The sequence below is a fragment of the Paenibacillus sp. NPDC057967 genome, assembly GCF_042887015.1.
In the GTDB taxonomy this organism is placed as follows: Bacteria; Bacillota; Bacilli; order Paenibacillales; family Paenibacillaceae; genus Pristimantibacillus.
On sequence record NZ_JBHVQB010000006.1, the window covers coordinates 278,442 to 291,957 of the forward strand.

The 13,516-nt window shown below is 50.2% G+C and carries 9 protein-coding genes; 8 read left to right on the forward strand and 1 reads right to left on the reverse strand.

Features of this window, described 5'->3' with window-relative positions; genetic code table 11:
* Positions 1–71: 71 nt before the first annotated feature.
* From ACFVSO_RS17505 to ACFVSO_RS17530, 6 genes are all read left to right on the forward strand, one after another.
* Positions 72–719, forward strand: a complete 648-nt coding sequence (locus tag ACFVSO_RS17505; protein ID WP_387475826.1) for a FusB/FusC family EF-G-binding protein — start codon at positions 72–74, stop codon at positions 717–719.
* Between the two features lie 619 nt (positions 720–1,338).
* The gene (locus ACFVSO_RS17510; protein ID WP_387475828.1) at positions 1,339–2,166 is read left to right on the forward strand and encodes a hypothetical protein; all 828 of its coding nucleotides are present in this window, start codon (positions 1,339–1,341) and stop codon (positions 2,164–2,166) included.
* Between the two features lie 154 nt (positions 2,167–2,320).
* Positions 2,321–2,911: a TetR/AcrR family transcriptional regulator gene (locus ACFVSO_RS17515; protein ID WP_387475831.1), complete on the forward strand. Its 591-nt coding sequence runs from the start codon at positions 2,321–2,323 to the stop codon at positions 2,909–2,911.
* 102 nt (positions 2,912–3,013) lie between these two features.
* Positions 3,014–3,844 (forward strand): alpha/beta fold hydrolase, encoded by an 831-nt coding sequence (locus tag ACFVSO_RS17520; RefSeq protein ID WP_387475834.1) that lies wholly within the window; start codon positions 3,014–3,016, stop codon positions 3,842–3,844.
* A gap of 52 nt (positions 3,845–3,896) precedes the next feature.
* Positions 3,897–4,358 (forward strand): hypothetical protein, encoded by a 462-nt coding sequence (locus ACFVSO_RS17525; protein ID WP_387475837.1) that lies wholly within the window; start codon positions 3,897–3,899, stop codon positions 4,356–4,358.
* Between the two features lie 240 nt (positions 4,359–4,598).
* The gene (locus ACFVSO_RS17530) at positions 4,599–6,659 is read left to right on the forward strand and encodes a S8 family serine peptidase (RefSeq protein WP_387475839.1); all 2,061 of its coding nucleotides are present in this window, start codon (positions 4,599–4,601) and stop codon (positions 6,657–6,659) included.
* A gap of 417 nt (positions 6,660–7,076) precedes the next feature.
* Here ACFVSO_RS17530 and ACFVSO_RS17535 read toward each other — a convergent pair whose 3' ends face one another.
* On the reverse strand, positions 7,077–8,006 hold the full coding sequence (locus ACFVSO_RS17535; RefSeq protein WP_387475841.1) for a hypothetical protein: 930 nt from the start codon (positions 8,004–8,006) through the stop codon (positions 7,077–7,079).
* A 305-nt stretch (positions 8,007–8,311) separates the two neighbouring features.
* Here ACFVSO_RS17535 and ACFVSO_RS17540 point away from each other — a divergent pair, with 305 nt between their 5' ends.
* Together ACFVSO_RS17540 and ACFVSO_RS17545 are read left to right on the forward strand one after the other, a co-directional pair.
* A complete protein-coding gene (locus tag ACFVSO_RS17540; protein ID WP_387475843.1) occupies positions 8,312–10,099 on the forward strand; it encodes a vWA domain-containing protein in 1,788 nt (595 codons plus the stop codon).
* A 20-nt stretch (positions 10,100–10,119) separates the two neighbouring features.
* Positions 10,120–13,509 carry a tubulin-like doman-containing protein gene (locus tag ACFVSO_RS17545; protein WP_387475846.1) on the forward strand — a complete coding sequence of 1,130 codons (3,390 nt, stop codon included), beginning with the start codon at positions 10,120–10,122 and terminating at the stop codon, positions 13,507–13,509.
* Positions 13,510–13,516: the final 7 nt, after the last annotated feature.

Here is a 13,516-nt window from a genome sequence, read left to right on the forward strand (position 1 = left end):
CCTATCGTTTCTAATTTAGAGGGCTTTGCGCTTATTTTTTTCTTTTTACAAAAAATAAGGAGCTGAAAGCCTTGAAACCCTTTATTAGAAACCATCAGTATAATTTGATTAAGAAACAAGCCGGAATGGTGCAGCATGCCAACACATCGGTATCCGACCGGAGAGTGGCAGAGTCGGTCAGGCTTGGAGCATGCGCCGCGGTTGCAGAAGCTTTTCCCGATGCTTCGAAGGAGCAGCTGGATCTGCTGGGCAAGCTTGCGGACTTGCGGACAACGGAGGAAGTCGACGGCTATTTGCTGTCGCTGGAGCCTTATTTGGAGCTATTTCCACAGCTTTCACCCAAGGATGCATCGCGATTGTTCCCGAAGGTGAAGAAGCTGAAAACGCCGGATTTTGCGGCAATTGACCGCCGTTTTCTTACCTATGCAGGCTGGACCGATATCGGGACGGGGCGAATGTTCCTCGTCTATGATCTGGACGGCAAGCTCGCCGGGGTTGAAGGCCGATTTACGCAAGCTAGGAAGGGGGTATGCTTCCTATGCAATCGGCATCAGGAACTTGCGTTGTTCAGCGCCGTCTCCAAAGTGAAGCCGGCCAATGCGTCACCGGATTATTATAAAGCGTTCGGCCAATATATCTGTTCTGACAGCGAGGCGTGCAATCATCACATTAAGGATGTTGCCGCGCTGGAGAATTTCTTCCATTTGGTGCTTGGTTAACCGAATGACAGCCTTATTGGACCGCTTAATTGTCCATACATCAATATGACAATTTTATAGTTGTGCCAGTGGAGCTGTCCGAGCAGTCTGAAATGACTGAAGGACAGCTCTTTCTATATGGTTTTTCGCGGATGACGACACAGCTGTGTCGCTCTACATTCGCCCTGATGAAGTCGGTAGAACCGACTTAGATCCGCGAAGGAGCCTCATCTGTCAGGGTTAAGTCGGTTGAATCGACTTAGACCCGCGAAGCAGCATCATCTGTCAGGGTTAAGTCGGTTGAATCGACTTAGATCCGCGAAGCAGCATCATCCGTCACCATCAAGTCGGCTGGACCGAATTGCGGTCGACTTAATTCCTCGAAATTAACTTATGCGTCACGATTAAGCCGATAGGTTCGACTTCAATCCGTTAAAATCATCTCATCTGATCCAATTGGTCGATCACCCTCCGTACCTGCATTCAGCAAACATTCAGGCGCGACTAAGCTTCCTTTTAGATTCCCTTCACGTTCGCTTAAGCGGGCCTGTCCATAATGGGTATTGTTCCGGTCTTGGCAATATCAGGGAACGGAGCAGGAGCTATTAAGGCTCTATCAACCGTCAGGGAGGAAGATAACATGAACAGGTATGTGAAAACATTAGGTATTACGGCGGCGCTGGCAGCGATGATTCCGCTGAGCGCTTATGCCGCATCTGCGATTCCGGGGAAATCGGGAGCGACAACAGGAAGCGCAGTCGTCCAATCCGACTCATCGGATTCGGCGAAGGAATTCGGGAAGAGCAGAGGCGGCAAGTTTGGTGGCGGCCATGGGTTTGGCGCATCCTATGTAAATGAGGACGTACTGACGCTGCTGAGCCTAGAGCGAGATGCGCTGCAGGAGAAGCTGGCGGCCGGAAGCACGCTTGAGGATATCGCGGCTGCCCAAGGCGTGTCGAAGGAACAGTTGAAAGCGGCGCTGACCGCTGCCTTCGAAAAGCAGCAATCCGAGATGAAGCAGCAGTTTGAGTCCCATTTGGATACGATGATTAGCACGAAGCAGGAGTTTGGTGGTGGTATCCGTCCAGGTGGCGGAATTGGACTGGAAGCTGTAGCTGAAGCGCTGGGCTTGACCGAGGATGCGCTTAAGACAGCGCTGCAAGCAGATGGTGCTACCATTGCTTCCGTTGCGAAGGAGAAAGGAATCACAACGGACATCATCATCTCTAAGGTCAAGGATGCGATAGCGGCACAAATCGACCAAGCAGCAGCAGACGGCAAGCTGACCGCTGAGAAAGCAGCGGAAGCAAAGGAAAAAGCCCAGGAGCAAGCGGAACGGCTGGTGAATGGAAAATTATTTGACTATAAAGGAATGGAAGGCGGCAGAGGCGGCTTCCCTGAAGGCAAAGGAGAGCGGAAAGGCAGCAGCGCATCGACTCCAACTGAATCGGCGGATACTTCCGCTTAATAGGTAAGCACAATTTTAATAATCGTGTGGGCCAAGGCCGTGTCTTCTTCGGAAGACATGGCTTTTTGGCATTACTGCAATACGATGACAATCCATATCTTTACAAGCAAGCAGCATTATTTGTATACTATCAAAAGTGAAAGGTGGTTCACTTATGGTTCAAATTTTAAAGGAAGAAATTCGTCAAGCTATTATCCGGCATGCCAAGGATGAGTTTTTGGAACATGGTTTTGCGAAAGCATCGCTAAAGCGGATTGCAGGCAAGGTTGGCGTATCAGTGGGCAATTTGTACCGTTACTTCGATAATAAGGAGAAATTGTACGATCATATTGTAAGTTGTATATACCCATATTTGGAGAAGCTGACACAGAAGCGTCTGAAGGAGCCTATCCCTGACGAAGAGTTTAAGCTTAAAGCTATTGTTCTGGCACTAAATGAACTTGCGCCAGACGATGTGCGTATTCCGCTTCTGATCCTTATGGACGGAAGTGCGGGAACCAAGCATGAGCACGCCAATCTTATTTGGAGAGAGTGGATGAGGGACAATGTTATTGGCCATCTACACGTTTACAACGACTTAAAGCAAGAAGTTAAGTTCTCCGATGACACAGCGGGGCCAATTGCCGTTGCATTTTTGGAAGGCTTTCTTGAAATCATGCGTCAAAATTGCGACGATGAGGCTAGAGCATCGATTGTTCAACAATATGTGTTGTTTTGGTATACCGGGTTAAAAAGTTTTATTTAGCCCGTTTCTTTTTATACTCCAATAATAAATAATGGTTCACTTTTGAGGGGGAGAAATATGAATAGACTCATTCGTCAATTGACAGTTTGCGGAGGTCATACATTGGAATTTTCAATCGTTGGCTCGGGGGCTTCGGTTCTTGTGTTTCATGGAGGACATTCAAGCTGCCGGGAATCGCTGGGTTATCAAGAATTGGTTGCGAACGGGTATCGCTTGATCACACCTTCAAGACCCGGCTATGGAGCAACCTCTGCAGAATTAGGCGGAGAGCTTGATCATGCATGCGAGGCGTATGCGGAGTTAATGGATGAATTGGGTTTGGCGTCAGCTCACGTCATGGCAGTATCCGCGGGCGGACCAACCGGCATAAGGTTTGCGGCACGCTATCCGGAGCGGACTAGAAGCCTTGTATTACAATCCGCTGTTACCCGACAATGGCCGGACACAGACAGTAAGGCTCACAAAGTTGCACAGATCATGTTCAACCCGGCTGTGGAGAAATATATATGGTCGCTATTACGAGGCTTTGGCAACGTTCTTCCCCGTGTCCTGTTCAAAAGCATGGCTTCATCATTTAGCTATCTTCCGTTTGATGAGGTGTTGAGACGGTCAGGGAAAAATGATGTTTCTCTCTTTGTCGAGATGATCAAACACCAACGGTCGGAGAACGGTTTTAAGCTGGATATGTTGGAAACTCAAAAAAATCAGGATGAGGATTTGGCTCGGATTTGTTGTCCAGCTATGGTATTGCATAGTCGTCATGATTCTACCGTGTCGATTGAGCATGCGCGGCATGTCAAAGGGAAGATTCAACATGCTGAGGTATGTGAACTGGAATCGTGGGGACATCTTATTTGGCTGGGCGAGGAAGCCGGATACATGTATGACAGGTTGTTTGCTTTTTTGTCCAAACAGGAGATTGCCGCAACTTAATTGGGTTTATTTCTGTTTTCTGTAAGGGGTGAGAACGGAAAGGGGCGTTCATGTGAGCGAGGGAATAATGGGGGGGGAGATTGCGCTGTTCAAGTTCAGCGCAGTAGCATTAAGCTTAATGCTGGCCGCTTCATGCGGAGGGGAGCTTGGAGGGAATAATTGCATGACCTCCACGGCCCAATGTGGCGAAATCGGTAGCGAACGAGATGAGGTTGTCCCGTCGACTCCTTCCTCCGAGGAGAAAAATGAGGCAGAGGATCAGACAGAGGACACGCCGTTTTCAAATTTGCTTCCTGACGGCAAGATGCTGGCGGAACTGCCCCAGCATGACGTTGCTTTAACCGTGGCTGAAAACAGAGTCATTCTCCGAGTGGGCGAGCGGAAACAAGCTTATGATTGGCTCTATATGACTCCGGGAGGAATCAAGCCGATCCTGTCGCTTCGAGACTGGTACGGCGATGGTACGGACGAAATTTCAGAAGAAGATGATCCGCTTGTTATGGAGACAGCGTGAGAATCTTCTTTTTTATGCGAAAAAGGAGGGTTAGTTTTGACAACTTTATGACGATTAAACACATCGGATAACTTTTACGAAATTTTCATCTTTTTTCGACAGTCTTCACAAGTGACAGGATGTATATTTTATTGGCGGTATATTTCCATTTTTGAGAATGATAGGATTCTTCAGGGGAGGTGTGATTTTTATTTTTGGTTTTACTAGCAAGCAGATAAATAGAGAGTAGGAGAGATGAACATGTTTAGTAGAAAAATAGTAAGTTTGGTATTATCCGCGATTTTAGTTTTATCTCTAGCAGTAGGTTTCACTCCTGCCCACGCGGTGGACGGGCAATCGGCAAGTATCGGGAAGACAGTACAGCAGCCCGCAGGGGAAATTGTAATCAAGTTCAAGGAAGAGGTGCAGCTTCCTTATCAAGACGGAGCGGAGAAGGCGCTTAAGGCATCGAGAAATGCTACTGATGCCAGCATATTAGCCGATCTGAACGGTCTGGAGCTAAACCGTTTGTTCACTTCGCTTAACGCAAAGTCACAGCTGTCGAGCAGCAGTCAGACTTCAGTCTTCCATCAATATTTTACCGCTGTTGTTCCGAAAGGAACGGATGTTACGGCACTTCTGGCGAAGCTGAACAAGTCCCCGCTTGTAGAAGCGGCTTATGAGGCGCCAACGAATATTTCGGACCCGTCATTGCCGTATGCGCCGAACTCAACGCCGGTACAGCCGAATGATGATCCGCTGTATCCGAATCAGGCCTACGGACAAGCCGCGCCGCTCGGCATCGATGCACCGTATGCTTGGCAGTTTGAAGGCGGAGACGGAAAAGGCATCTCGTACGTCGATGTCGAACAGGGCTGGGCGCTTAATCATGAAGACCTGGAGGCACACAACATCCAGGCGCTTCCGGGCATTCTGATGCCGACTTCTGCTTCTCACGGCACAGCTGTACTTGGCGTCATCTCTGCGGTAGACAATACGATCGGGCATGTCGGATTGGCTAACAAAGCGACGCCGCTGATTAATTCCTGGAGACGGCTCGACGGCTCCAGCAATATCGCCGAGGCGATTCTCACATCTGTACCGGCGCTGAACCGGGGCGATGTGATTTTGATAGAGGTTCAATCTACGTCCAGCACGTCCAATGGAGCTTATGTGCCGATGGAGGTCTTTCCTGCCGAGTTTGACGCCATTCGCTATGCGACGGATCAGGGCATCGTCGTAGTCGAAGCGGGTGCTAACGGCTCCGTCAATCTGGACACCTACCAGGATTGGAATGGCAAATATATATTGAACACGAACAGTCCGGACTTCAAGGATTCCGGTGCTATTCTAGTTGGTGCCGGATCATCATCAGTGCCTCATGACCGCCTGTATTTCTCCAGCTATGGCAGCCGCATCGACAGCTTTGGCTTCGGGCATAACGTGCATACGCTAAGCGCAATTGACCTGAATTCCACTACAGATTATACGACATCCTTCAGCGGCACATCCTCGGCGTCGCCTATTGTTACTGCTGCGGTTATTTCTTTGCAAGGCATTGCGAAGGCGAAATACGGCGTGACCTTCTCGCCTCACGAGGTTCGCGAGCTGCTTAGAAATCCGGCATACAACACGGCTTCGGCGAATCCTGCGGTGGACCAGATCGGGCATTTGCCAAATCTGAAAAATATGATCGACAACATGCCCGCGCCGTCGGCTATATCCGATACGGAAGCGCCTAGCGCTCCAGTCCAGCTGGCAGCGGCGAATGTTACATCTTCCAGCGTAGACCTGTCTTGGTCGGCATCCACAGATAATGTAGGCGTTACTGGCTATGATATCTATCAGGACGGAGTGAAGATCTCGGTTACACCTGGCACGACGTATACCGTTAGCGGATTAGCGGCCTCTACCACCTATTCCTTTACGGTCAAAGCGAGGGATGGGGCAGGCCATGTCTCCTCTTCCAGCGCAGCGCTTGCGGTGACGACGACCGCGCCGCCTCTGCAAGGCCAGACCTTCGAGGTGACGGTACCAGCCAATACGCCTATTAACGCGGATATTTACATGTATGTCCATGGCTTGAACAACAGCTGGTCGGTCAACGACTCTGCCTATAAATTGACGAGAAATGCAAGTGGAACCTACAGTATTACACTGAATGTTCCGATTGGAACTACATTTCACTTCAACTTATCCAGAGGTACATGGGGTTCAATGGAGACATCTAGCGGCGGCGGGTATGTAGGGCCGCGTGCTCATACAGTCACAAGCGGCACACAGCTGACGCAAGTTACTGTAGCACGCTGGGGCGATTTGTAAGATGTAGTAACTCGAAAATAGTGAAACTCAGAACCGTTATATGCTCGAACTCGCCCCAAAAAGCGAAATAGTATTGCCACGCACCACTAATCGCACCAAAAGGGTGAAAATGCGAAAATAGTGTTGCTGAGAATCACTAAATGCTCGAACTCGCCCCAAAAAGTGAAATAGTATTGCCACGCACCACTAATCGCACCAAAGCCAGAAATGGCGGTACAGGGAGCATATTGATATGCTCCCTGTACCGCCATTCTTTTTTGTGCCGATGTATCGTTGGCAGAGCATTTCCACGCCCATCTCCCTAACAAATATTACCGTAGAAGCTAGACTTAAGTCCTGCCTGGATTACGACTGCAGCTAGGTTTCGATCCAGTCCCATTGCGCTATGCTGAATGAACAACGACCGGATGCGAAAAGTCAGGCGTTTTGAAAATCCGGGTCCCATTTATACTTTTCTTCGTATAAACGCATAACCTCATCGTATAGCGGTCCCGACCGCAAGGACTTGGCGAATTTGAATAATCGGAGGAAACGGTCCTTCGGAAGCAAACGCGCATACCGGATGAGCAGATATGGATACATCGTCATATACCGGCTTTTGCGAACGGCTGCACCGGCAACAGTTGTCAGTATCGCTTCGCCGCTAGGCATGTTCAGAATGCGCATCTCATGCTGAAGCACGTAACGGAACGTATTTTCCTTGATCAGCTCGCGTCTGATCTTGGCAATCTCACCAATATAGGAGACCAAATCAGGACTGAAGCTGTCCATCAGCAGAGGCTCGATCATCAGATCCATATCCTTGCGCAGCTGGAATGTTTGCAGCAGCATGATTTGCTCCAGCTTCAGCTGATCGTTATGCACCAGCGAGCCGATCTCCCGCAGCATCTCATAGGTGCGCGGCTTGTCGCCTTCCTGGAATACGCGAATAGCCGCCTGATGGTCTATCGCAAGTCCGGATGCAAGCTCATAAGCAAATTGCTGAAACATTTTTTGCAGTTGCATGCGTCTAAGTGCAGGGGTGAACCGTTTGGAAAGCGTCCATAATAAAGCGGCTGCTGCCACTGCTGCCGCAATCAACAGCACCGTTTGCAAAGCAGATGAGCTGAATATAAGTCCAACCAGGATGAGCGGCAGCATGATCAATCCAGTGAGCCATTGGTCTCTGCGTACAATTTCGGCGGCTTTCTTCTCCACAGGCTTTAGGCCGCCAGCCTTCCCGCAGGACAGACAATCCTGCTCGCCAAGCACGGTGAAATGGCGGCAATTGCGACATATTTTGAGCTTTTGATAGGCAAACGGCACGCGGTTATAGGGCTTCAGAGTTACGGCTATTCTTTTTATCATTCGTGATCACTCTGCCCGCGTCTTAGTGTAGACAACACAAGCCTGCTTAGCTGCTTCGGCGAAGGGGCTTGTTTCATTTGATAATGATAGTGAAATGCTTTTATACTAGCAAATACAACCAACAGTCCGATGACAACGTATGTAACCATGTAGAGCGCCTCCCGTATATGACAAAAAAAGTGATTTATGGGTGTCCTTCAGTTATACTTGGTTTTAGTATAGCATCATAGCGGGGCTCGTGACTAACGATGACTTTTGAACTAATTGAGACAACCTATTCGGCAATATGGTCAAGGAGGACTATCATGAATCTACTAAAAAAAGGACTTCAATATACGATTATGCTAACTTTGCTGCTTTCACTTCTGCTGGGTGTTAGCCTGCCAAACGCGACAGCAGCCGCGGGAGGAGCTGCGCCGATCGATGCTGTATTGGTGCTCGATGTGAGCTATTCGATGGACAGCAGCGACCGGGCGAAGATCGGCAATGAGGCGATGAAGATGTTCATCGATATGTTGTCCGAGAAGGGCGACCGGGTCGGAGTCGTGGCGTATACGGATAAGATACAGCGCGAGAAGGCGCTGCTTGAGATTCGCTCCCCGGAAGATAAGCAAAACTTGAAATCATTCATCGACCAGTTGAATCGCGGCTCCTATACGGACGTATCCGTAGGCCTGAAGGAAGCGGTCCAAATCTTGAAGGATGGAGCGGCTGCCAGCGCCAACCGCGAGCCGATTATTATTCTGCTTGCAGACGGGAACGACGAGCTTGATCCGAAGTCCGGCCGCACCGAAGCGCAGTCGAACGAAGAGAGGGAGCAGGCGGTACGCACCGCGAATGACAGCGGCATTCCAATCTACACGATCGGCCTGAATGCGGACGGAAAGCTGAACAAAGCAGCCCTTGAGGAATTGTCGAAGGAGACGGGCGGCAAGTCGTTTGTTACCGATTCAGCCGATGACCTGCCTCAAATTCTTAGCGAAATCTTCGCCAGCCATCTGGAGCTGAACATTGTCCCGGTCAATTCGTTCACCGCGAACGGAGACTTCCAGGATGTGAAGATTACCGTACCGAACAGCAATGTGCTTGAAGCGAATATCTCTATCATGTCATCCAAGCCTGTCGAGGCGAAGCTTGTCGATCCATCGGGCAATGCCGTTGCGATTCCGTCAGACAAGGTTGTACTGGCTACGTCGAAGAGCTACACTTTACTTAAGCTGATCAAGCCGGTTCAAGGCGATTGGACGTTGAAGATCAAAGGCGTGGATCAGGATAAAATCGATATTAACCTCATTTTCAACTATGACCTGACGCTAGAGCTGGAGCCGCTTGCGACAACGTCCTTTTCCAAGGGCGATAAGGTTAAGCTAAATGCGTTTTTGGCCAGCAAGGGCCAGCGATTGAGCGATGCGGAGCAATACCGCAACATGAACGCGGTTATGTTCGTCAAAGACTTAACGAGCGGCAATACGGAAGAGGTCGCCATGAAGCTGGATGGTGATCATTTTGCCGGTGAATACAAGATACCGGAATCCCGGGACTATGAGATTATCGTGAAAGCTGAGGAGCAAAGCTTCTTCCGTGAGAGTGAGCCGATTACGATCTCGGCATCATCTGGCGGGTCTGGCGGAACGACAACTCCGGCGGAAGAGGCGAACGACAAGCCGTTCCCGATATGGACGGTTGTCATCGCAGCAGTCGTGGTTCTTGCGCTGCTTGGCGTAGGATATTGGGTCTGGGGGATGATGAAGGAGCGCAGCCGCGGATTTGTAGGACAGATGATTATTGAAATCCGGGATGAGAATACAGGGGATAAATCCTCGCCGCAATACAAGCGGTTAAGCCATTTCAAAGGCAAATTGCAGCTGCATCAATTGCTGCAGCTGGCTCCGGAACTGAAGGAGACAGAGAAGATTGTGTTCAAGCCGGCGAATAAGGACCGAGTCGTTCTGCTGAACACTTCCTTATGCAGAGTAGAGAAGTCCGGCCGGGCGGTTGCGGATGGGCGAGAGCTGGAACTGCAGAGCGGCGACCGCATTACCGTATCATTGACACAAGTAGATAAAACGATCTATATCGAATATCTCGTATAATCAATCGAGGAGGATCACCCATGAAACCAATCGTAAGAGAGCATATTCAGCAGTTGGACGTTTCGCTCGGCGGAGGGATCGTCAGCGAGAAGATAAGAGTAGATACGATCGACAACCCGATTCTCATTATCGGTCTTGGCGGCACGGGCATCGATGCGCTGCTTCGCCTGAAGTATCAGATTAATCGGCGCTTCAAGCTTCCTGAAGACCCGGTTTCCAAGCGAAAGCGCGACAAGCCGGATAATGTGGAGTTTCTCGCATTCGAGACGAATGAACAGGACCGCAACAAAAAGTATAAAGGCATCGGCCTGGATCCGATCAACGAATTTGTGCTTTTGTCCAATGCCGAGGTAGGCGGGCTGTTGCAGAACCGCAGCATATTGGAGCCGTACATTACAGATTGGCTGTCGCCGGAGCTTAGCATTACGGACGGCATGAACGGCGCGGCAGGCGTGCGCCAGGCTGGTCGACTGCTGTTGTTCACCAAGATCAATCAAGTCGTGCAAAGCATTGATAAGAAGATCAAGACGCTCTCCGTCGGCACGAACAAAAAGCTGATGGTGTTCCTGCTGACAGGCCTGTCCGGCGGTACGGGCAGCGGCACCTTCCTCGATATCTCCTATATCGTAAGAGGAATTATCGAGCGCGACCATGGCTCGGCAGGCATCGATCGTGTCAATACGCTCGGTTATTTGTTCACGCCGGATATTAATCTGGCGAATAAGAGCCTGAGCGACCATACGCGGGAATATATTAAGAAGAACGGCTATGCCGCGCTGAAGGAACTTGACTACTGGATGAATGTGGATGCCAGAGGCGAGCGCTTCAAGCAGCAGTATGGCAATATTTTATCCGTTAATTCGCCGCTCCCGCCGTTTAATCTATGTCATTTGATCTCGGCTACGAATACAGAAGGCAAGCTGCTTGATAATGCGTATGACTATTGCATGAACGTGACAGCGGAGAACATCACCAACTTTATCTCTAGCGAAGAGAAGCAATCAGGCGAGGAATTCGCCATTCATGACTATATCAGCAATATCCGGACGAATATCGCACAGATGAACAAGATTTATCCGGCGAATTATGATTACAACATTATCGGAGCTTCCTCGGCGGTGCTGCCGATCGAGGAAATGACGACTTACTTGGCGTACCGCCTGTTCCAGAAGATGGAGGGCATGTTCCGCAAGGCGCCGTCCCAGGAAGATGTCGAGAAGTTCGTGCATAAGCTCGGCATTGACCTGGATTCCATGATGAGAAACTTCGATTCCCGCGTGCCTGAGCCGCTTCCGGGCTTCGAGCATAGCGAACGGCTCAGCTACAACAATGTAATCAAGATGCAAGCCGTCAATATGGATACCGAGCTGGAGCAAAATTTCCTGGCCAGAGCGCGGGAGGAATATATTAAAGCGAAGAAGCAGATGCCCGGCGAGGTTGTGAGTAACTTCAACGAGCAGATTCGCCGCATTTTCCTTCATCCGGAGCAAGGGCCGTTCTATGTGTCGCGTCTGCTCTATACGGACAAAGGCTTCTGCTTGCTGAAGATGCTGCTGTCCTATATCGAATCGCTGCGTGAGAACCTGCAACGGCTGCCTCGGGAGATCGAAGCTGCGCGGGAACAGGCAGACGAGCGAATGGGCGATGCCAAGAGCGCCTTCGTATCGAAGGACAAAAAGAAAAACAATTATATTGAAGCTAAAATAAATGAATATTGGCTCCGTGCGGATATCGAGCGGATGGAGCAGCTGATTGAGTTCTATGAGGACCTGCATGAGCTGCTGAATGCCGAGAACAACCGGATTTATAACGTTTATACGGAAATCTTGAATGTGCTCAATACGATCTTTGCCAAAAACGGCGAGATTCTGACAAGCGGTGATGAGCAAGGCGATCACAAGGGCAACAAAACCTACTATTGGAACATCGTCAGCGTGCCGGATATCTCCCACGTCATTAGCCGCGTCATGGACAGCAAGGACGGGGACGATCTGATCCGTGACTTTACGCGCGAACTGCTAGAGTCCTCGAACCAGTGGGTGAAGGAGCAGGATATTGATATCGTTGGCTCTATCTCGGAGTTTCTAACCGATAAGTTCGGCGATCTGATTACGAAGTCGATGGAAGAGTTCCTGGTCATGAAATATGGCGACGACGAGGCGATCGAGAAGTTTGTAGAGCGCCATATTGCCAGCAAGCTGGACGAGGAAGCGATTCCGGTGTTCCATCTGAGCAATAGCTCGGGCAACCTGCATGTTCCATCATGGGGCTTTGTCTCCGTGCCTGTTCAAGCGCCAAGTATTCTGCGCGGTATCCGCAACTATCAGAACAGTTCGATCGGCAAGTCCCACTTCACGATTAAGGAAAGTGAAGTGCGCAACCGGATCTTCTGGCTGAATACGCGCAACGGCGTGCCTCTGTTCGTCTATACGCCGCTTAAGGTATACGAGGAAAGCTATGAGCGCACCATCCTGGACAAAGAGGGAATTGGGCGCCATCTAGTGCAGAGTGACAAGGAGAACTGGACCTACCTGCCTTCGCCGATCCCGGAGAAGTCATGGGGTGAGACGTATATTAATCGCCGGGTGCAGGACTACAATGCTAGAATCCGTGAGGAATTTGCCAAGGCGGTTGGTTTCGGCATCATCGTGGAGAAGGGGATCGACAACCCGCTCAGCAACCGGTACAGCGTACGTTATACGAAACCGTTCCAGGTGTCGGACGCGCTGCAAGGCTTCGCGATGCAACTCGACAGCGCCAAGCCGAATATGGGCGAAGTGAAGCGAGCTTCCCAAGAGCTGAAGCGTCTGCTTGCAGGCGGCTTGGAGCTGGAAGCCACGAAGGATATATTCGGCAGCTACTCCGAAGAGCTTGCGCAAGAGAATTTGATTCGCTCGCCGCTGCAGCTGCGCCGTGTGCGCGAGGAGCTGGCGAAGATGGAATCCATTGCGGTCGCCATTCAGAAGCTGGATGAGGTGCTGCTCCAGCAGGAGAGCGACGATAAGTGGCTGCAGCAATTTATAGATGCGCTGTATACCGATACGATCTGCAAGCGCGGCGCACTGTATGTCTATGACCGCGATGCAGAGGAAGAAGCATGGGCGCCATTCGCCAATCTGATGAAGGGCAGCAACTATATCGAATTTGAGGTATTCGAGCACTTCCGCAGTCTGGATGAGAAGAGTCTCGCGACTTTGCTGCGTAAGGCAGGACGTCGGGTAACCGAAGTAACTTCCAATGAAGATACATCTGCGCTGGTCGCCAAGCTGGATGAGCTGTTCAATATATTCCTGGATGCGCGCGAGCGACTGGAATACGAGAAGATTGAGCTGGCGAACGGCGAGGAGCTGCATCAATTTTATAAAGGAATGGCTTCCAAACTACATGATATTCGCAGAAAGCTGAAGTAAGGATGAG